Raw genomic sequence first — 20,167 nt, forward strand, 5'->3', positions numbered from 1 at the left:
CACACCGGATGGAGGTGTGGGGCCGCCGGGACGGCGCGCCGCGGACGGGGAACGGGGCGGCGGGAAACCGATGATCGAAAACGTCCGGATGCCGTCGGGTCCTGGCGTAAACCGCACCACATCACACTTAAAGTGACCGTATGGATACAAAGAGGAGTGCGGCGCTCTGCACCGCCGTCGCCCTGGGCGGCGCCCTGCTGGCGGGCTGCGGAAACGGGACCACCAAGGGCACCGGGACGTCCGGCCGGGACAGCGCGGCCCCGTCCCGGGCGGTGGCCGCCTCGGCCCCTGGCACACCGGGCACCACGCTGACCGCGGACCAGACCGAACGGAAGGCGCTGATCCCGGCCGCCAAGGTGGACTACGCGCGGGCGCTGCGGGCGGCGGTCGCCGCGGTGCCGGCCTCGGAGCCGGTCGCGGCCGAACTCAAGGGCACGCCGAAGAGCCCCTACTGGCAGACGGCGGTCGCGACGTCCGACGGGACCGCGCACGCCGTCCGCGTCAACGCGGTCTCCGGCAAGGCCGATCCGCCGCGCACCGAGTCCGACGACGCCGACGACAAGAAGGAACTGGCCGCCCGGCTCGGCGAGGCCACCGTCACCGCGCAGCAGGCCGTCGAGACGGCCACCGCCAAGACGAAGGGCACGGTCAGCGCCGTCGAGCTGGGCGAGGCCGACAACGGCAGCAGGAAGGCCGCCTGGTCCGTCGACGTGGTCACCACCGACGACTGGAACAAGACCACCTACGACATCGACGCGACCAACCGCAAGGTCCTCCGGATGCACGTCGACCAGGACTGATCCCCGGATCGGTCCTGGTCGACGTGTGGTTGGGCCGGGCGGCTCAGCCGTCCTCGCCGCCCGTCAGCAGAGCCTCGGTGAGGATCGGGGCGACCTGCTCGATCTGCCAGGGGCGGGCGCCGTAACCGGTGAGGATCTCGGCGACCGTCTCGCGGCTGGGCGCGGCGGGCGGCTCCCAGCACAGCCGGCGCACCGTGTCCGGCGTGATGAGGTTCTCCTGCGGCAGGTTGAGCTCCTCGGCCAGCGCGGTGACCGCGGTGCGGGCGGCCGACAGCCGGGCCGCCGCGGCCGGGTCCTTGTCGGCCCAGGAGCGGGGCGGCGGGGGGCCGTTGAGCGGCTGGCCGGGCTGCGGCAGCTCGTTCTCGGGGAGCGCCCGGGCACGGTCGACGGCGGCCTGCCACTGCTCCAGCTGGCGACGGCCCATGCGGTGGCCGAAGCCGGGCAGCGCCGCCAGCGCGTGGCTGTTGGGCGGGAGGTTCAGCGCCGCCTCCACGATCGCCGCGTCGCCCAGCACCTTGCCCGGGGAGACGTCGCGCCGCTGGGCGACCTGGTCGCGGGCCGTCCACAACTCCCGTACGACCGCCATCTGGCGGCGCCGGCGGACCTTGTGCATACCGGACGTGCGGCGCCAGGGGTCCTTGCGGGGCGGCGCCGGGGGAGCGGCGGCGATCGCCGCGAACTCCTGGTGGGCCCACTCCAGCTTGCCCTGCCGGGTCAGCTCCTCCTCCAGCGCGTCGCGCAGGTCCACCAGCAGCTCGACGTCGAGCGCGGCGTAGCGCAGCCAGGGCTCGGGCAGCGGGCGGGTGGACCAGTCGACCGCGGAGTGGCCCTTCTCCAGCGCGAAGCCGAGGACGTTCTCGACCATCGCGCCCAGGCCGACCCGGGCGAAGCCGGCCAGCCGCCCGGCCAGCTCGGTGTCGAACAGCCGGGTGGGGACCATCCCTATGTCGCGCAGGCAGGGCAGGTCCTGGGTGGCGGCGTGCAGCACCCACTCGGCGTCACCGATCGCCTCGCCCAGGGCCGACAGGTCGGGGCAGCCGACCGGGTCGATCAGCGCGCTGCCGGCGCCCTCGCGGCGCAGCTGCACGAGGTAGGCGCGCTGGCCGTAGCGGTAGCCCGAGGCGCGCTCGGCGTCGACGGCCACCGGGCCGGTGCCCGCCGCGAAGGCCGCCACCACCTCGGCGAGCGCCTCGTCCGTCGCGACCACCGGGGGGATGCCCTCGCGGGGCTCCAGGAGAGGGACCGGCGCCGGTCGGGGATCCGGAGGGGAGTCTCCGGGGGCTCGCAGTGTCGTGTCTGCTGCGGTCTTTTGGGCGTCGGTCACCAGTCAAGGGTATCTGTGTATGCACGTCGCCCGTCGAGGGAACGTTCCCTCGACGGGCGAGCCGGTCGTGTAAAGCGGGTCAGTGGATGATGCCGGTGCGCAGCGCGACCGCGACCATGCCGGCCCGGTCGCCGGTGCCGAGCTTGCGGGCGATCCGGGCGAGGTGGCTCTTGACGGTCAGGGCGGACAGCCCCATCGACACGCCGATGGCCTTGTTGGACTGGCCCTCCGCCACCAGCCGCAACACCTCGACCTCACGGCCCGACAGCTCCCGGTAACCGCCGGGGTGCCCGGGGGCGCCCGGAGGACGGCGCTGCATACGGGCCGCGTTGGCCCCGATGGGAGAGGCGCCCGGACGGCCGGGGATGCCCAGATTGGTACGGGTTCCGGTGACGACATAGCCCTTGACGCCGCCGGCCAGGGCGTTGCGGACGGCGCCGATGTCGTCGGCGGCGGACAGGGCCAGGCCGTTGGGCCAGCCGGCCGCCCGGGTCTCGGACAGCAGGGTGAGGCCGGAGCCGTCGGGAAGGTGGACGTCGGCAACGCAGATGTCACGCGGGTTGCCAACGCGGGGGCGCGCCTCCGCGATGGACGACGCCTCGATCACGTCACGCACTCCGAGGGCCCACAGGTGGCGGGTGACGGTGGAGCGAACGCGGGGGTCGGCCACGACGACCATGGCCGTCGGCTTGTTCGGGCGGTAGGCGACCAGGCTCGAAGGTTGCTCAAGGAGAACAGACACCGGGCCTCCTGGGGGAGTGGCGGGGACGGAAGCCGACTGGGGGGAGCCGGAATGATCCGTGTTTGAAGGGTCACTGACCTCTTCGGCAGCAATCCGGCGGGACTTTAGACTTTGATCACGATTTAGTTAGGGGCAATTCGGGCAAATCGGATGCGTGATCGATCAGGTGGGCACCCAGTGCATACCGAGGTGATCAGAGCCGGCGCGAACGTGATCAATACGGCCGGAGCACGGCCGGCCCCGACGGTGGTCAGCGGGGATGGGCGCCGCGGCGCTGCGGCAACGGGACGACCCCGCCGCGCGGTCCCGCCTCCGGCGCGGCCGGCGGCAGTCCCGCCACCTGCGCCAGCAGATCGCACCAGGCGACCAGGTGCACGCCCAGGTCCAGCGCCCCGCCGGGCCCCTCGGCCGGCGTCCAGGACGCCCGGATCTCGATCTGGGTCGCCGGCTCGCGCGCCGCGAGCCCCCCGAAGTAGTGCGACCCGGCCCGGGTCACCGTCCCGCTCGGCGCGCCGTACCGCACCCCCCGGGCCTCCAGCGCACCCGTCAGCCACGACCAGGACACCTCCGGCAGCAGCGGATCGGCGCCCATCTCCGGCTCCAGTTCCGCCCGTACCAGCGTCACCAGACGGAACGTGCCCTGCCAGGTGTCCTCGCCGGCCGGATTGTGCAGCAGCACCAGCCGGCCGTCCGCCAGATCCCGGTCCTCCTCGCCCGGCGCCGTCGCCCGCTCGACGACCGCCGCCTCCAGCGCGTACGCGTACGGGGCGAGCCGTCTGGGCGCGGGTGCCGGGTCGATCTCGACCTCCGGCCGCAGTCGTGCCGCGCGGAGCGCCTCGACCGCCTGACGGAAGGGGATCGGGGCCTCGTCCGCGCTGTCCGCGAGGTGTTCGTGAGCCGCAGCCATGCCCGGAAGATTAGGCGGAACCGGGCCCGCATACGGGGAGGACACCCGGTACACGCGTCGCCCATTCGGAGGCGCGCCGGAGCGCATGCGAAGATTTGGGGCGTGAGCGCCAACGACAGCCCCGAGGGCACGCAGCAGACCGGTACCCACGACTCGGCCTTCCTCCGGGCCTGCCGGCGCGAGCCGGTACCGCACACGCCGGTGTGGTTCATGCGGCAGGCGGGTCGGTCGCTGCCCGAGTACCGCAAGGTGCGCGAGGGCATTCCCATGCTGGAGTCGTGCGCGCGACCCGAGCTGGTCACCGAGATCACGCTGCAGCCGGTCCGCCGACACGACGTCGACGCGGCCATCTACTACAGCGACATCGTCGTGCCGCTCAAGGCCATCGGCATCGACCTCGACATCAAGCCCGGTGTCGGCCCGGTCGTCGCGAACCCGATCCGCAGCCGCGCCGACCTGGCGCAGCTGCGCGACCTGACCCCCGAGGACGTCTCCTACGTCACCGAGGCCGTCGGCCTGCTCACCGCCGAGCTGGGGCCCAAGCCCCTCATCGGCTTCGCCGGCGCGCCGTTCACGCTCGCCAGCTACCTCGTGGAGGGCGGCCCGTCCCGCAACCACGAGAACACCAAGGCGCTGATGTACGGCGACCCGCAGCTCTGGGCCGACCTGCTGGACCGGCTCGCCGACATCACCTCCGCGTTCCTGAAGGTGCAGATCGAGGCCGGCGCGAGCGCCGTGCAGCTCTTCGACTCCTGGGTCGGCGCGCTCGCCCCCGCCGACTACCGCCGCTCCGTGATGCCCGCCTCCGCCAAGGTCTTCCGGGCCGTCGCCGATTACGGCGTCCCGCGGATCCACTTCGGCGTCGGCACCGGTGAACTCCTCGGCCTGCTGGGCGAGGCGGGCGCGGACGTGGTCGGCGTCGACTGGCGGGTGCCGCTCGACGAGGCGGCCCGCCGGGTCGGCCCCGGCAAGGCGCTCCAGGGCAACCTCGACCCGGCCGTCCTCTTCGCCCCCCGTGAGGCCGTCGAGACCAAGGCCGGCGAGGTCCTCGACGCCGCCGCCGGCCTCGAAGGCCACATCTTCAACCTCGGCCACGGCGTCCTGCCGAACACCGACCCGGACGCGCTCACCCGCCTCGTCGAGTACGTCCACACCCGGACCGCGCGCTGACCGGACGGCACGCCGACCGGTAGGCGCGCGGCCGCCGCGCCGCGGTCAGGTGCCCGCCGCCCGTACCGCTCCCGTGGCCTTGCGGGCGGCCACCAGGACCGGGTCCCAGACCGGGGAGAACGGCGGGGCGTAGCCCAGGTCGAGGGCGGTCATCTGCTCCACCGTCATCCCGGCGGTGAGCGCGACCGCGGCGATGTCCACGCGCTTGCCGGCGCCCTCCCGGCCGACGATCTGCACGCCGAGCAGCCGGCCGGTCCGGCGCTCGGCGAGCATCTTGACGTGCATCGGCCGGGTGCCGGGGTAGTAGCCGGCGCGGCTGGTCGCCTCGACGGTGACCGAGACGAACCGCAGTCCGGCGGCGTGCGCCTGGCTCTCCAGCAGTCCGGTCCGGGCGATCTCCAGATCGCAGACCTTGCTGACCGCCGTGCCGACGACCCCCGGGAAGGTTGCGTAGCCGCCGGCCACATTGGCGCCGATGACCTGGCCGTGCTTGTTGGCGTGGGTGCCCAGCGCGATGTGGCGGGTGCGGCCCGAGACCAGGTCCATGACCTCGACGCAGTCGCCGCCGGCCCACACGTTGTCGTGGCCGCGCACCCGCATCGCCAGATCGGTCAGCAGCCCGCCGGACTCGCCCAGCGGTAGCCCCGCCGCCTCGGCCAGCGCCGTCTGCGGCCGTACGCCCAGACCCAGGACCACCACGTCCGCCGGGTACTCGGCGTCCTCGGTGGTGACCGCGCGGGCCCGGCCGTCCTCATCGGTCAGTACGCCCGTGACGGTCGCGCCGAGCACCGTCTCGATGCCCATCCCGCACATCGCCTCGTGGACCAGCGCGCCCATGTCCGGGTCGAGGGTCGACATCGGCTGGCCGGCCTGCTCCAGGACGGTGACCTCGTAACCACGGTGGATCAGCGCCTCGGCCATCTCCACGCCGATGTAGCCCGCCCCGACGACCACGGCCCGCCGGCCCGCGGACCTCTCCAGCGTGTCCAGGAGTGCCTGGCCGTCGTCCAGGGTCTGCACGCCGTGCACACCGGGGGCGTCGATCCCCGGCAGCGGGGGCCGCTTGGGCGTCGCGCCGGTGGCCAGCACCAGCTTGTCGAAACCGGTCCAGGTCTCCCGCCCGCCGTCGTCCAGCTCCCGGCTGCGCACCCGCCCCCGGTCCAGGTCGAGTTCGGTGACCTCGGTGCGCATCCGCAGATCGATGTCCCGGGCGCGGTGCTCCTTCGCCGTACGGGCGATCAGCGCGTCCGGCCCGTCGACCTGGCCGCCCACCCAGTACGGGATGCCGCAGGCGGAGTAGGACGTGAAGTGGCTGCGCTCGAACGCGGTGATCGCGAGCTCCTCGGGCTTCTTCAGCCGGCGCGCCTGCGACGCGGCCGACATCCCCGCCGCATCGCCCCCGACGATCACCAGCCGCTCGGCCGTCGCCATGCCGTGTCCCTTCGCCGGATGTTCCGGATATGCCGCATGCACCTGATGTGCCGGTCTGTTCGCTTGCTGGGTACCCGGTCGTCGCTCGCGTCTACCGCGTGTCCGTGCGGATGCCGGATCGGCCCGGGGGCGGGCGCGCCGGGCCGCCGCCGGCCGCGGGGGTCCCGGCCGACGGACGGTCCCGTCACCGCTCCAGTACGAGTGCCAGGCCCTGGCCGACGCCGATGCACAGGGCGGCCAGGCCGGTGCCCGAGCCCGCGGCGGCGAGCTGGTGGGCGACCGCGCCGGCCAGGCGGGCGCCGGAGGCACCGAGGGGGTGGCCGATGGCGATCGCGCCGCCGCGCGGGTTCACCACGGACGGATCGAGCTCCGGCCACTGGCCCAGGCAGCCCAACGCCTGGGCCGCGAACGCCTCGTTCAGTTCGCACGTGGCCAGGTCGGCGAAGCCGCGCCCGGACCGGTCCAGCGCGCGCCGGACCGCCTCCACCGGGCCCAGCCCGAACAGCTGGGGCTCGATACCGGTCACCGCGCTCGCCCGGATCCGGGCCAGCGGCTCCCGCCCGGTGGCGCGCAGTCCCTCCTCGTCGACCAACAGGAGTGCGGCCGCACCGTCGTTGAGCGGGGAGGAGTTGCCGGCGGTGACCGTGCCCCCGGCCGTCCGGAAGACCGGCTTCAGCTTGGACAGCGACTCCAGGGAGGAGCCCTCACGGATCGTCTCGTCCCGGAGCAGATCGACGCCGGGGAGCGGGACCACCTCGGCGTCGTAGCCGCCCTCCTGCCAGGCCCGGACCGCCTTCTGGTGGCTGGCCAGCGCGAACACGTCCTGCTGTTCCCGGGTGATGCCGTGCGCGTCGGCGATCAGCTCGGCGCCCTCGCCCAGCGCCACCGTCCACTCCGGGCGCATCCGAGGATTGACCATCCGCCAGCCCAGCGTCGAGGAGAACATCTCCTGGTGGCCGGCGGGGAAGGCCCGCTCGGGCTTGCGCAGGACGTACGGCGCGCGGCTCATCGACTCCACTCCGCCCGCCACCACGATCTGCGCGTCGCCGTGCGCGATCGCCCGGGCCCCCTGGATGACCGCTTCCAGGCCGGAGCCGCACAGGCGGTTGACGGTGACGCCGGGCACGGTCACCGGCAGCCCGGCGAGCAGCACGGCCATCCGCGCGACATTGCGGTTGTCCTCGCCGGCGCCGTTCGCGTCACCGAAGTACACGTCGTCGATCCGCGCCGGGTCGAGGTCGGGGGCGCGGTCGACCAGGGACCGCACCACATGGGCGGCGAGGTCGTCGGGCCGGACGCCGGCCAGCGCGCCGCCGTATTTGCCGACGGGGGTCCGTACGGCGTCGACGATGTAGACATCCCGCAGGCGTGGCTCGGTCATCAGGCGCTGTCCTCGCTGTCCCGGCTCTCGAACGGTCGGCGGACGGTACGAAGATCGCCGCCGCCGGACCGAGTCTTTGCCCGCCGCCGCCCGCTGTCAACGGGGTCCTCGGTCACCCTCCCCGGCCGGCACGGTCCGGTCCGGGTCCCGCGGGGCGCCCGCCGGCCCGTCGTCCGCGGCGTGCTCCCCGGCGGCCGGTCCCGGCTCGTCCCGGGAGTCCGCGGCCCGGGTCCGGCGGCGGAGCGCCGACGGCAGCCGGCCGCGGACCAGCCGCCACAGGCCGTACAGCAGCCCCACGGCCACCGCGAACGGCAGCACCGCGCCGAGCGCCACCAGCAGCCACTTCACGGCCGCCAGGAAGGCGCGCCAGCCGCCGGACAGCGCGTCCCCGAAGGACCTCGTGTCGTCGTCCGAGGCGCCGTCGGGGGCGGCGTCCGGTTGCCGCAGCAGCAGCGTGACGGTGGCCATCGCGGTCCGGTCCCTGAGCGACTTCAGCTGCGCCTCCAGGGACTCCAGATCCGCCTGCCGGCTGCTCAGTTCGGACTCCAGCGAGACGATGTCGCCGATCGACGTCGCCTTCTCCATCAGCGCCCGGACCCGCGCCACGCTCGCCCGCTGCGTCCGGACCCGGCTGTCGACGTCCACCACCTGATCGGTGACGTCCTTCGCCGAGACCTGACGGGACACCACGGTGCCGAGGCGGGCCAGCCGCACCAGTACGGCGTCGTACTCCGCCGGCGGCACCCGCAGGACCAGCCGCGACCGCTCATGACCCTCCGGGTCCCGGTCGGTGGTCTCGGCGGCCGGGTAGCCGCCCGCGCCGTCGACGACCGCCCGCGCCCGGTCCACCGCCCCGGGGACGTCCTCGGCCCGCACGGTGAGCGTCGCGGTCCGGACGATCTGCGACGAGGCCGCCCTCGGCACCTTGGCGGGCGTGCCGCCCGGGCGGGCGGCGGCGCCCTCCGCGGCGCCCCGGGCACCGGTCCGGGCGTCGGCCGCGGCCCGGTTCGGCGCCGCCTTGCCGGGCGCCGCAGCCCCGTCCGTTACTCGGGCCGGCCGACGCGCCGCACCCGGCAGCCGTGAGGGCGACGACGAGCAGCAGCCCCGCCGTCGCCGGTCGCCCTGCTCGTGCTGTTCCCCGCATGTGCGCTCCCCGTGAAGTGACGTGCCGGTGGCGCTTCTTCGACCGGCGCTTCTTCGACGGGGGCGCCTGGAGAGGGGTTGCGCTGTGCCGGGTCGCGATCCGGTCACGGCGCTGTCGGTGCCCTTTGAGAGAGTGGAGCCATGAGCGCAGCGCACACGAGTACGGCCCCCGGGAGCGGCGGCGGGCATGTCGTCGTCATCGGCGGCGGCATCTCCGGACTGGCCGCCGCCCACCGGCTGCTCGAGGGCGGCGCCAGGGTGACCGTCCTGGAGGCGTCGGACCGGCTCGGCGGCAAGCTGCGGGCCGGTGAGATCGCGGGCGTCCCGGTCGACCTCGGCGCCGAATCGATGCTGGCCAGGCGGCCGGAGGCGGTGGAGCTCGCGCGCGCCGTCGGGATCGGCGACCGGCTCCAGCCGCCCACGACCGCCACCGCCTCGCTCTGGACCCGCGGTGCGCTGCGCCCGATGCCCAAGGGCCATGTCATGGGCGTCCCCGGGGACCTCGCCCCGCTCGCCGCCTCCGGTGTCGTCTCTCCCGAGGGCCTCGCCCGCATCGAGGAGGACACCGAGCTGCCCCGGACGGAGATCGGCGCGGACGTCGCGGTCGGTGCGTACGTCGCCCGGCGCCTGGGCCGCGAGGTGGTCGACCGCCTGGTGGAGCCGCTGCTGGGCGGGGTCTACGCCGGCGATGCGTACCAGATCTCCATGCGGGCCGCCGTACCGCAGCTGTTCGAGGCCGCGCGGGCCCACCGCTCGCTGCTGGAGGGCGTCCGCGGCATCCAGGCCCGGGCCGCGGCCACGATGCACCAGATCGGCCCGGCGGCCGGCGGCGGTGGCCAGGGCGCCCCGGTGTTCATGGGGATCGCGGGCGGGATCGGGACGCTGCCCGGCGCGGTCGCCGAGGCCGTGCGCGCGAAGGGCGGCGAGATCCGGACGGGCACACCCGTCGTCGGGGTCCGGCGGTCCGCCGACGGCTGGCGGATCGAGCTGGACGGCGCGGCGCTCACCGCGGACGCCGTCGTCCTGGCCACCCCCGCGCCGGACACCGCCCGGCTGCTCGCCCAGGACTGCGCGCCCGCCGCCCGCGAACTGGCCACCGTCGAATACGCCTCGATGGCCCTGGTCACCATGGCCTTCCGCCGCTCCGAGCTGGAGCGGCAGCCCACCGGCAGCGGCTTCCTCGTACCGCCCGTGGACGGCCGGAGGATCAAGGCGGCCACCTTCGCCGGCAACAAGTGGGGCTGGATCGACCGCGCCGCCCCGGATCTCTTCGTGCTGCGCACCTCCCTCGGCCGCTACGGCGACGAGGCCGACCTGGCGCGCGAGGACGCCGAGCTGGCCGCCCTGGCCCGCGCCGACCTGCGCGAGGCGATCGGGCTGACCGCCGCGCCGGTCGCCGCCCGGATCACCCGTTGGGAGGGCGGCCTGCCCCAGTACCCGGTCGGCCATCTGGAGCGGGTGGCCCGCATCCGGGAGGCCGTCGGGCGGCTGCCGGGCCTGCGGGTGTGCGGTGCGCTCTACGACGGCGTCGGCATCCCGGCCTGTATCGCCTCGGCCCGCAAGGCCGCCGAGGACATCCTCGGCACCCTGCGGCCGGCCGGCCGCCCCGGCGAGTGAGAATGGACGACATGACAGACGCTTCCACCCCCGCTTCCGCACCGCAGAACCCTGCGGAGCCCGACAAGGCACCGAACGCCGGCAAGAAGGCCAAGGACCTGAACGAGGTCATCCGCTACACCCTCTGGTCGGTGTTCAAGCTGCGCGACGTCCTCCCCGAGGACCGCACCGGCTACGCCGACGAGGTCGAGGAGCTGTTCGCGCAGCTCGCCGCCAAGGACGTGGTGGTCCGCGGCACCTACGACGTCTCCGGCCTGCGCGCCGACGCCGACGTCATGATCTGGTGGCACTCGGAGAGCTCGGACGCCCTCCAGGACGCCTACAACCTCTTCCGCCGCACCCGGCTCGGCCGCGCGCTCGACCCGGTGTGGTCCAACATGGCGCTGCACCGCCCCGCCGAGTTCAACAAGTCGCACATCCCGGCCTTCCTGGCCGACGAGCGGCCGCGCGCCTATGTGAGCGTCTACCCCTTCGTGCGCTCCTACGAGTGGTACCTCCTCCCCGACGAGGACCGCCGCCGGATGCTCGCCGACCACGGCAAGATGGCCCGCGGCTTCCCGGACGTCCGCGCCAACACCGTGCCGTCGTTCTCGCTCGGTGACTACGAGTGGGTGCTCGCCTTCGAGGCCGACGAGCTCTACCGCATCGTCGACCTGATGCGTCATCTGCGCGGCTCCGAGGCGCGGATGCACGTCCGCGAGGAGGTCCCGTTCTACACCGGCCGTCGCAAGGCGGTCGCCGAGCTGGTCGCCGGGCTGGCCTGACCGCCCGGCACGGACGAGCGGGCCGCCCCTGCCCCGGGGCGGCCCGCTCGTCGGTCGTGCGCGGCTACTTCCCCGGGCGCGCGTGCTGGGCCCGGGTCGTCTGCTCGCCGGGCACCGGCTCCGCGCGCGGCGCGCAGTACACCTTGTGCGCCGGGATCTTCCCGTGCAGCAGATACGCCTCGGCGTAGCGGTTCACGCAGTCGTTCTCGCCGAAGCCGATGCCGTGCGTGCCCGCGCCGTTCTCGGTGACCAGCGACGAGCCGGGCAGCCGGCGCTGCAGCTCCAGCGCGCCCCGGTACGGCGTCGCCGCGTCCCGCTCCGCCGCCAGCAGCAGCACCGGGGGCAGCGCACCGGGTTCCGTGTGGACGTCGAGCGGGAGGCGCCGGCCGTGCAGCGCACCGTCCAGCTCGGTGGCGGCGGCGTGGCCGGCGGCGTCCGCCAGCTCCTGGCCCGAGCCCTGCCCCACCCGGCGGGCCGCCGCCTCGACCCCGGCCGCCGCGGACTGCGTCCGTTCCGGCCAGAACGCGCACGGCAGGTTCATCCAGGCGTTGTCCCAGGTCTCGAACGGTGCGATCTCGGCGACGTCGGTGTTGTCCCGGTCCCAGGTCCGCCAGGACCGCGGCCAAGGCGCGTCGTTGCACTCCACGGCCGTGTAGACCGCGTTGGCGTTCTCCGCGTCCTTGGCGCCGGTCTGCTGGGGCAGGGCCTGGGCGATCAGCGGCTTGGGGTCACCGTGCAGATAGCTCGCGAGCGCCTCGGCGCGCAGCGGCCAGAAGCCGTCGTTGTAGCCGGTCTTGAGGAAGGCGGACTGCAGCTCGCCGGCGCCGATCTTGCCGTCGACCGGGTGGCGGCGCAGCTTCCCGGCGACCGTGTCGTACGCCTGCTGCACGGCCTTCTTGGTCGTGCCGAGGTGGTAGTGGTCGTCGTGCTTGGCGACCCAGCCCAGCCAGTCGCCCCAGCGGCGCTCGAAGGCGATGTCCTGGTCGAGGTTGTTGCGGTACCAGATCTGCCGCGGCTCCGGGTTGACCACGCTGTCGAAGATCATCCGCCGCACGTGGCCGGGGTAGAGCGTCGCGTAGACCGCGCCGAAGTACGTCCCGTACGAGGCGCCGATGAAGGTCAGCTTCTTCTCGCCGAGGGCGGCCCGCAGCATGTCCAGGTCCCGGGCGTTGTTGACCGAGTTGTAGAACGGCAGGTCCGCGCCGGCCCGCCGGGCGCAGCCGCGGGCGTACGCCATGGCCTGCGCCCGCTTCTTCCGCTTGAACGCCGCGTCGGGGTACATCCGGCTGTCGGTGGGCGCCTTGGCGAATTCCTTGGGGTCCTGGCACGACAGCGGCGCCGAACGGCCCACCCCGCGCGGCGCGTAGCCGACGAAGTCGTAGGCCCGGGCCAGCCTGCTCCATTTGGGCAGTGCGCCGTAGAGCGGGAACTCCAGGCTGGAGGCGCCGGGGCCGCCCGGGTTGAACACCAGCGAGCCCTGCCGCTCGCGGTGCGCGGTGGCGCGCGCCCGGCTGACCGTGAGCTGGATCTTCTTGCCGTCGGGGCGCGCGTAGTCCAGGGGGACGGTGAGCTTGCCGCACTCGACGGACGACGGCAGGTGTTCCACCGGCGCGCACCGGCCGAAGTCGATGCGGTGCGCGACGGGCGCGGGCGGTGCCCCGGCCGCCTGCGTGGTGCCGCCCGCCGGGGCAGTGGCGAGGGCGGTCACGATCAGCGACCCGATGGTGCCGTACAACGCAAGTGCTCTCACTGGCCGTCCCTTCGTGTGTGCATACAAAAGGGATAGTTGGGGCGGTGATTGGCGATGTAAAGCACCGGGCACCGGTGTCGGACGCTATGCCCCGGAAGAGTGGAGCGCGGCGCGAAGGGCGGGATCGGTGAGGGCGCTGGGGCCGTGCAGGGCGAGGGAGATGAGGGAGGTGAGGGGTGCCAGAGGGGCGGAGGGGAGCCGTGAGCCGGGCGGATCGGCCTTCCCCGGAAGGCGCTGTTCGCCCTCGTCGGTGGCCCAGTCCCGGTACGGGTGGAGCTCGAAGCGGGCCACGGCCAGGGTCCCGAGGCAGAGCACCAGCGGCAGCGAGAACCACCCCAGGAGCAGCGCGGTGTCCGTGCCGGGCGGCGCCATCCAGTAGGCCGCGGCGGCGGTCAGTACGACCAGGAGGGCGGCGGCCCACACCTGGCGGATCCCGCTGCGGATGCCGGGGCGGGCCGCGGCCGGCAGCGCCAGCCCGTCGGCCACCAGCTTGTCGGCCACCGCCCGCACCGCCTCGTCGGCCACCAGGGCCTCCCGCACCGCGGGTATCGGGCGCTGTCCGTCCGGGCCTATCGCGCTGAGTGTCGCCCGCTCGACCGGGTCCTGCGCGACCGGCTCGACGACGGTGGCCCAGCCGGTGTGGGCGAGCAGCAGCCGCCGCTTCTGGGCCATCAGCACCAGCACCACGTCGGCGAGCCGCTGCGGCCCGCCGGACAGGTAGGCCATCTCGTAGAGGGTCAGTCCGGGCGCGTGCCCGTCGTCACCGGCCGGGTCCGGGGCCGGAGCGGGGGCCGGCGGCCGGGCCGGCCGTCCGGTCCGGGCCGCGGCGACCGCGGCCCGGCACACCCGCGCACAGGAGAACACCGCCGCGACCGCGGCGACGAGGAGGAAGAGGAGCCACATGGACCATTTTCTACGGGAAGGTCCATGACAATGGCCATTAATTTTCCCCTTGTGTGGACCACATCACGTGCTCCCGTCCCTGATCAGGGCCGGTGCGGCCCGCAAACCGGACAGCTTCGGGCGTAGGGGCCTTCCCGGGCGCAGGAGCCTGCCGGCCGTAGGGCCTGCCGGCCGTGGTCGGCTCCCGGAGCCGGTCCGATCGGGGAGGCGCCCCCTGCGCCGCCGTCGCTCAGCTGCTTCCGCAGCCGGAGCCCCCGCCGCAGGACGAGCCGCCGCCGCACGAGGACCCGCCCCCGCAACTCGAACCGCCGCCGCACGACGAACCGGAGCCGCAGGACGAGCCGCCGCAGGACGAACCGGAGCCGCCGTCGGACGAGCCGCACCAGAAGGAGCTGTCGCCGCCCGCGCCGCCCCCGGAGTCATAGCCGGACGACGCGCTGCCGGACGACGACGAGCCGCCGGCGGTGGCCAGTGCGGTGGCCCGCTGGGCCTCCTCGAACTGCTGGCGCAGCAGCTCGTCCGCTATCAGCGCCGTACCGCCGAGCGCCACCACCAGCCCGGCGGCCTGCCATGCGTCGCCCGTGCCGCCCTGGGCGTGGGTGGCCCGCGCGGAGCGCACCGCGAGGGCGCCCGCCTTGGTGACGCGGTTCCGGAAGACCCTCCGGCACAGCGAGGCCACGATCAGACCGCCGATCAGCGCGGGCATGATCGTGATCACCACCGGTGGGCCGAACCCCTCGTCGACACCGTCGTCAGGGCCGGCGTCCGCGATCGAGAGCAGCACCCCGAGGACGAACAGCGCCACGCACACGGCCCGCTGGGCGCCCGCGAACTGGCGCCAGCCCTGGCCCCGCCGCGGATGGCGCATCAGCCCGCGGGCCGCCAGCCGGTCGCCGACGCCCTGGACCGCGGGGCTGCGCATCGCCTCGGCGCGCACCGCGGCCAGCGCCCCGCCGGGCGTCCGCGCGACCGCGTCCAGGACGGCGGACTCGACCGCGTGCTGTGCGGTGGCCTGGCGGACGGTCACCACGCCCGGGCCGCCCACCGCCAGCCGGCCGTCCTCGCACATCCCGGCGAGCGCGGCGTCCACCACCCGCCCGGGGCCGCCGGCGAGGAACGCCATCTCCCACACGTTGCGGGCCTGCGCCTCGCCCCTGCGGACGGACGGGGTGCCGCGCCGCACCAGGATCGTGCCGAGCAGCAGTACCAGCGAGGAGGCACCGAGGCCCACGTACACCGCTTGCGTGAAGGACATCACCGCCACCTTCCCTTCAGTGCCTGGCGGACGGCGTGGACGGCGCGGGCGAGCCGGGCCGCGGGCCCGGCGGACGGCGGGGTGGGGCCCGCGCGGTCCCGCCACCAGCGGGTCAGCCGTTGCCGGGCGGCGGGGTCCGCGGGGCGGCCCTGGGCCAGCAGGTGCGCCGCGAAGTCCAGTGCGTCCTGGCGGTAGCCGCCGCGCATCGGCCGGTTGCGGGCATAGCCGGCGAACGCCGGGCGGAAGTCGTCGCCGAGGATCTCGGGTAGTTCGGGCGCGACCTTGGCGACCACCGCGGACCGCTTGGCGGTCAGCGCCCGGCTCTGCACGCCCAGCCGGGTGCGGTCGAAGCCCTCGGGCGCCGGGGTGCCGGCGACCAGTGCGGAGAGCAGCGCGGTCTGCGCCAGCGCCAGCCGCTGCCGCGCCGCGTCGGTGCCGGTGGCGGGGATGGCGGGGGCCGAGGCGGTGGGGGCCACGGCGGAGCGGGAGCCGGCGCCCGGCTCCCGTACGGGCTCAAGCCGCCTGGACATGGCGGGCCTCCTTCAGGACGGTGCGGATCGCGTCGAGCTCCCCGGCCAGCTCGCCGGCCTCGGGGAAGTCGTCATCGCGCTCCAGCAGCACACCGGGCGGGGTGATCCGGGCACACAGCTCGGCGAGCACGTCCAGCACCGGCCGGGTCACCGGATGGGCGTGGCTGTCGTGCCAGACCCCGTCGCGCTCCACGCCGCCCGCCACATGGACGTACGCGATCGCCTCGACCGGCAGCTCGTCCAGCGCCACGGCCGGGTCCTCACCGCGGTTGACGTGGTTGGTGTGCAGGTTGGCGACGTCGATGAGCAGCCGCACCCCCGTCCGCTCGACCAGTTCGGCCAGGAACTGCCCCTCGGTGAGCTCCTCGTCCGGCCAGTTGACCAGGGCCGCGATGTTCTCGAGGGCCAGCGGCACCGGCAGGGCGTCCTGGGCGATGCGGACGTTCTCGCAGAGCACGTCCAGCGCGTCGCGGGTGCGGGGGACCGGCAGCAGATGCCCGGCCTCCATCAGCGGCGAGGCGGTCAGCGGCCCGCCGGCCCGGACGAACGCGATGTGCTCGGTGACCAGCGGGGCGCCCAGTACCTCGGCGCGCTCGGCGAGGGCGGCCAGCCGGCCGGCGTCCGGACGGTCGGCGCCGCCGAGACCGAGCGAGACACCGTGCGGGACGACGGTCGTCCCGCGCTCGCGCAACTCCCGCAGGGCGACCGGGAGATGGCCGGGGCAGATGTTCTCCGCCACCACCTCGACCCAGTCCACACCGGGTAGCCCGGCGATCTCCGCGGCGATTTCCGGCCGCCAGCCGATGCCCGTCCCCAGGCGCTCGATGTCCGTTCCTTGACGCACCATGGTTCCCCCTCTCGCTCCGTGGTCGGGGTACTCATGGCCACGTCATGACGGGCCGAACCCTGCACCTGCCGAGTTCAGAGCTTCATTTGAGCTTCCCGCCGGGGCCCCCGCCGCCCCATGGGAATCCGCCGGCCGCTTCCGCCGGTCAGCGGGCGGTCTCGAACCCCACCGCGGCCCCCAGCGCCAGCAGCACCCCGCCGGTGGCCTGATCCAGCCGCCGCCGTATGCGCGGCCGCTGGAAGACGGCCCGCGCGCGGTGCACCGCGACGGCGATCCCGCCGAGCCACAGCACGCCCAGCACGGCATGCACGGCGACCAGCAGCAGCGTCGTCGCGAGCACCGGCGCGCCGTGCGGGATGAACTGCGGCAGCAGCGACATGTAGACCACCCCGACCTTGGGGTTGAGGACATTGGTCAACAGGCCCGTCCGCAACGCCCGCAGCGGGGTCGCCGGCCGCGGCCCCTCGCCGTCACGGGACCGCCCCCGGGCCGCGGCGGGCGCCGCCCCGGCCTCCTGAGCACCGTCGGTCCGTAGGCGCCGGGCGCTGCGCAGCGCCTGTATCCCGAGCCACATCAGATACAGCGCGCCGGCCACCCGCAGGACGTCGTACGCCGTCGTCGACGCGGCGAGCATCGCGGTCAGCCCGACCGCACCGGCCAGCCCCCACACGAAGCATCCGGCGGCTATGCCCAGCGCACTGCACAGCGCGGCGCGCCGCCCCGAGCCGAGCGCGGTCCGCAGGACCACCGCGAAGTCGGGGCCGGGCGAAACGGTCAGCACCGCGGCCACCAGGGTGAAGCCGAGCAGGGAGGTCAGCACGCCGAACTCACCGCCCCCGCGACAGCGCGTCGCGCAGCGCCGGGTGGTCCGCGACGACGGTGCAGGAGCCCGGCGCGATCTCCGTGAACCCGGCATCGCGGACCACGGGCAGCCCGCTGCGGGTCAGCGCCTCCCAGCGGGCGGGATCCGCGGAGCGGACGGCCAGCGGGAACCCGGCCGCGCGCCAGGCCGCCCGCTCCGCCTCGGAAAGCTCCCACCACGCCAACTGGGCGCCGTGGCCGGCCTGCGCCATCTCCTTGCCCGCCGACATCTCCAGCGCCGGGTTCAGCCACAGCACCGGCGTGCCGTCGGCGGGCGGCCCGGGCGGCTCGGGGTCGTCCAGCTCCGTGCCGGAGACCTGGAGCTTCACCAGGTCCTTGGGCCAGCCGTCCAACAGCACCGGGGGATAGACCCGCACCTCGGCCCGGCGCCCGGTGACCGTGATCCCGGGCAGCGCCTCGGCCCGCCGCCACTCCGCGCCGCGGGCCCGCCGCACCACCTTCCGGATCCTGGCGTCCTGCCAGTCCCGCACCGCCGCCGCCCACTCGCCGTCCCCGGCCGACCGCTCGTCCGACAGCAGCACCAGCACCGCCCGGGCCGCCGTCTCCAGCGCGTCCGTACGCGCCGGGGGATCGGCCCGCTCCAGCCGAACGACGAGCGGCAGCACGAACTGCAAGGCCGCGTCCCGGTCGCTCTCGTCGGGCCGGAACGGGCTGGTGGAATCGTTGCCGGACTGTCCGGCGGTCTCGGTCCTGGTCACCCGATCAGTCTGCCAGCCGCCACTGACAACGCCCCCGGCCCGGCCCGCGCAGGCCCGCCCGCGCACCCCTGACGCGCCGCCGCGGGCCCGCCCATGCTGCCCCCTTCGCGCGCAGGCCCGCCCGCGCGGACCAGCCCGCTCGCCCGCGCGGACCAGCCCGCCCGCACCGCGTCGCCCGCCGCGTCGCCGAGCGGGCGCCCGGCGGCCGGTCCCGCTACCGTCGGGGACGGCGGGCGGACCGACGCGGTACGGCAGGGGACCGATGCCGTACGGCGGTGGACCGACGCCGTACGCCAACGGGCGGGCCGGCACGGGCGATCGGGTGCCGGGCCGGGCAGCGCGGGGACACGGGGAGGCAGCGGATGCCGGAGCGGATGCGGCTGGACGGGGTGGGGCGGCGCTACGGGGTCCGCGGCCCCTGGGTGCTGCGCGAGGTCCACCTCACGGTGCCCGAAGGCGCGTTGCTGCGCATCGAGGGGACCAACGGCACCGGGAAGTCCACCCTCCTGCGGCTGCTCGCCGGGATCGACCGGCCCAGCACCGGACGCATCACCGGCCGGCCGCGCCGCGCCTACGTCCCCGAACGCTTCCCGGCCGCCATGCCCTTCACGGCCGTCGGCTACCTCACCCGCCTCGGCCGCGTCCACGGCCTGACCGGCGCGGCAGCGGCCCGGCGGGCCGCCGAGTGGCTGGAACGCTTCGGCGCGGCCGGGCACGCCCGTACCCGGCTGGCCGAGCTGTCCAAGGGGACCAGCCAGAAGGTCGCGGTCGCCCAGGCGCTGCTCGCCGAGCCCGAACTCCTCGTCCTGGACGAGGCGTGGACCGGCCTGGACCGCGGCGCCCGTGAGGTGCTCGACCGGGCGGTCGCCGAACGGGTCGCGGACGGCGGCACGGTGGTGTTCGTCGACCACGACCCGCAGCGTTTGGCCGGCGCGGCCGACGCCCGCTACCGGGTCACGGACGGGCGGCTGCTGGCCCAGGAGGACCGGCCCGGTACGCCCGCGGATCCGGGCGCCGCGACCGGCCCCCGGGTGACCGTCGAGGCCGAGGGCCCACCGGGCGCCGCCCCGCCGACCGGGCCGCCCGGGACACCCCCCGGAGCCCCGCGGCTACCGGGCGGCCCGGAGATCACTCGCGGCCCGGACGGCGCGTTCCGGCTCACGGTCCCCGCCGTCCACTCCGACGCGCTGCTGCGCGCCCTGCTCACCGCCCGTCCGCCGTGGCACATCCGCGCCGTCTCCGCCGCCCCCGGCCCGGCCGCACCGCCGGCTGCGGCAAACCCGCCCGCCCCCGACCCCGACGAGGCCCCCCTCCCGTGACCGCTCTCCTCCGCTATCAGGCGGCGCTGCTCGTCGGCTCGCACCGCTGGCTGCCGCCGGTCATCCTCTACGCGGCGTTCCTGGCCATCGGCATCCAGAGCGGCGGCCCGATCCTCGACGCGTTCGGCTACGCCGCGGTCGGTGTGCTGCCGGTCACCGTCTGGCTGACCCGGATCTGCGTCGCCAACGAGCCGCCCGCCGCCCGCAGTTGCACGGCGGCCGCCGCCGGGCCCGGCCGCGTGCACCTCGCCTCCGTGCTGACCGCGGCCGGTGCCGCGCTGCTGCTCGGGCTGCTCGGTACGGCCCTTGTGGTGCTGCTGTCCGATCCGCACTCCGCCAAGGGCCGGGTGGCGGTACCCGTCCTGCCCGCGACCGGCGCCGGCCTGTGCGCCGTGCTGGCCTGTCTGCTGACGGGCCTGGCGATCGGCGCGCTGTGCACCTGGCCGGTGCTGCGCGTCCCGGGCTGGGGGGTTCCGGCCGGGCTCCTCGGCTCGCTGCTGCTGCTCGTCCTGGGCGGCTCGCCCGCCAACGCCGCCATGACGGGCCTGGTCACCGGCTCCCTGCACGGCACGATCACCGTCCCCTGGCTCCCGGCCGCCGCGGCCGCCCTGCTCGCGGCCGCCGCCACCGCCGCCGCCTGCGCCCTGGCGTCCCGTCGCAGCTGAACCACGGGGGAGGGCGGGCCGCCCCGGGACCGGTGGGCG

The 20,167-nt window shown here is 75.1% G+C and carries 17 protein-coding genes and 1 pseudogene; 6 read left to right on the plus strand and 12 right to left on the minus strand.

What is annotated here, in order from left to right:
* Positions 1-140: 140 nt before the first annotated feature.
* Complete coding sequence (locus V2J85_RS22175; RefSeq protein ID WP_261955150.1) at positions 141-800, plus strand: PepSY domain-containing protein; 660 nt, start codon at positions 141-143, stop codon at positions 798-800.
* A 43-nt stretch (positions 801-843) separates the two neighbouring features.
* On the opposite strand, the gene V2J85_RS22180 is transcribed toward V2J85_RS22175, so the two are convergent.
* From V2J85_RS22180 to V2J85_RS22190, 3 genes are all read right to left on the minus strand, one after another.
* The gene (locus V2J85_RS22180) at positions 844-2,124 is read right to left on the minus strand and encodes a ribonuclease D (RefSeq protein ID WP_261955149.1); all 1,281 of its coding nucleotides are present in this window, start codon (positions 2,122-2,124) and stop codon (positions 844-846) included.
* 79 nt (positions 2,125-2,203) lie between these two features.
* Positions 2,204-2,866 carry a response regulator transcription factor gene (locus tag V2J85_RS22185; RefSeq protein WP_084774702.1) on the minus strand — a complete coding sequence of 221 codons (663 nt, stop codon included), beginning with the start codon at positions 2,864-2,866 and terminating at the stop codon, positions 2,204-2,206.
* A 250-nt stretch (positions 2,867-3,116) separates the two neighbouring features.
* On the minus strand, positions 3,117-3,773 hold the full coding sequence (locus tag V2J85_RS22190; RefSeq protein ID WP_261955148.1) for a DUF3000 domain-containing protein: 657 nt from the start codon (positions 3,771-3,773) through the stop codon (positions 3,117-3,119).
* A gap of 102 nt (positions 3,774-3,875) precedes the next feature.
* On the opposite strand from V2J85_RS22190, the gene hemE reads away from it, so the two are divergent.
* Positions 3,876-4,943: a uroporphyrinogen decarboxylase gene (hemE, locus tag V2J85_RS22195; protein WP_330822530.1), complete on the plus strand. Its 1,068-nt coding sequence runs from the start codon at positions 3,876-3,878 to the stop codon at positions 4,941-4,943.
* 45 nt (positions 4,944-4,988) lie between these two features.
* Here the strand turns inward: hemE and V2J85_RS22200 are convergent, their stop codons facing one another.
* The 3 genes from V2J85_RS22200 to V2J85_RS22210 form a co-directional block, all read right to left on the minus strand.
* Complete coding sequence (locus tag V2J85_RS22200) at positions 4,989-6,374, minus strand: FAD-dependent oxidoreductase (RefSeq protein WP_261955146.1); 1,386 nt, start codon at positions 6,372-6,374, stop codon at positions 4,989-4,991.
* Positions 6,375-6,558: 184 nt separating this feature from the next.
* Positions 6,559-7,755 (minus strand): thiolase family protein, encoded by a 1,197-nt coding sequence (locus tag V2J85_RS22205; RefSeq protein WP_330822531.1) that lies wholly within the window; start codon positions 7,753-7,755, stop codon positions 6,559-6,561.
* Between the two features lie 96 nt (positions 7,756-7,851).
* Entirely contained in the window at positions 7,852-8,679 is an 828-nt protein-coding gene (locus tag V2J85_RS22210; protein WP_330822532.1) for a DUF4349 domain-containing protein, read from the minus strand.
* 360 nt (positions 8,680-9,039) lie between these two features.
* Between V2J85_RS22210 and hemG the strand changes: the two genes are divergently transcribed.
* On the plus strand, positions 9,040-10,515 hold the full coding sequence (hemG, locus tag V2J85_RS22215; protein WP_330822533.1) for a protoporphyrinogen oxidase: 1,476 nt from the start codon (positions 9,040-9,042) through the stop codon (positions 10,513-10,515).
* A gap of 11 nt (positions 10,516-10,526) precedes the next feature.
* A complete protein-coding gene (gene hemQ, locus V2J85_RS22220) occupies positions 10,527-11,279 on the plus strand; it encodes a hydrogen peroxide-dependent heme synthase (RefSeq protein WP_261955142.1) in 753 nt (250 codons plus the stop codon).
* A gap of 64 nt (positions 11,280-11,343) precedes the next feature.
* On the opposite strand, the gene V2J85_RS22225 is transcribed toward hemQ, so the two are convergent.
* The 6 genes and pseudogenes from V2J85_RS22225 to V2J85_RS22250 form a co-directional block, all read right to left on the minus strand.
* Complete coding sequence (locus V2J85_RS22225; RefSeq protein WP_261955141.1) at positions 11,344-13,029, minus strand: alpha/beta hydrolase; 1,686 nt, start codon at positions 13,027-13,029, stop codon at positions 11,344-11,346.
* 84 nt (positions 13,030-13,113) lie between these two features.
* Positions 13,114-13,932, minus strand: coding sequence for a TIGR04222 domain-containing membrane protein (locus V2J85_RS22230; protein WP_261955140.1), 819 nt, complete (start codon positions 13,930-13,932; stop codon positions 13,114-13,116).
* Between the two features lie 229 nt (positions 13,933-14,161).
* Entirely contained in the window at positions 14,162-15,187 is a 1,026-nt protein-coding gene (locus V2J85_RS22235) for a TIGR04222 domain-containing membrane protein (protein ID WP_330822534.1), read from the minus strand.
* Positions 15,187-16,564 (minus strand): annotated as a pseudogene (locus tag V2J85_RS22240) (MbnB/TglH/ChrH family RiPP precursor modification enzyme). Before V2J85_RS22240 ends, V2J85_RS22235 begins: the two are co-directional and overlap by 1 nt.
* A gap of 145 nt (positions 16,565-16,709) precedes the next feature.
* Complete coding sequence (locus V2J85_RS22245; protein ID WP_330822535.1) at positions 16,710-17,384, minus strand: LysE family translocator; 675 nt, start codon at positions 17,382-17,384, stop codon at positions 16,710-16,712.
* A 7-nt stretch (positions 17,385-17,391) separates the two neighbouring features.
* Positions 17,392-18,144 (minus strand): peptidyl-tRNA hydrolase, encoded by a 753-nt coding sequence (locus V2J85_RS22250; protein WP_261955137.1) that lies wholly within the window; start codon positions 18,142-18,144, stop codon positions 17,392-17,394.
* Positions 18,145-18,506: 362 nt separating this feature from the next.
* Here V2J85_RS22250 and V2J85_RS22255 point away from each other — a divergent pair, with 362 nt between their 5' ends.
* Positions 18,507-19,463 carry an ABC transporter ATP-binding protein gene (locus V2J85_RS22255; RefSeq protein ID WP_330822536.1) on the plus strand — a complete coding sequence of 319 codons (957 nt, stop codon included), beginning with the start codon at positions 18,507-18,509 and terminating at the stop codon, positions 19,461-19,463.
* Positions 19,460-20,128, plus strand: a complete 669-nt coding sequence (locus V2J85_RS22260) for an ABC transporter (protein WP_330822537.1) — start codon at positions 19,460-19,462, stop codon at positions 20,126-20,128. Before V2J85_RS22255 ends, V2J85_RS22260 begins: the two co-directional genes overlap by 4 nt.
* The last annotated feature ends 39 nt before the right edge of the window (positions 20,129-20,167 follow it).

It is taken from the genome of Streptomyces bugieae, assembly GCF_036352915.1.
Classification (GTDB): domain Bacteria; phylum Actinomycetota; class Actinomycetes; order Streptomycetales; family Streptomycetaceae; genus Streptomyces; species Streptomyces endophytica.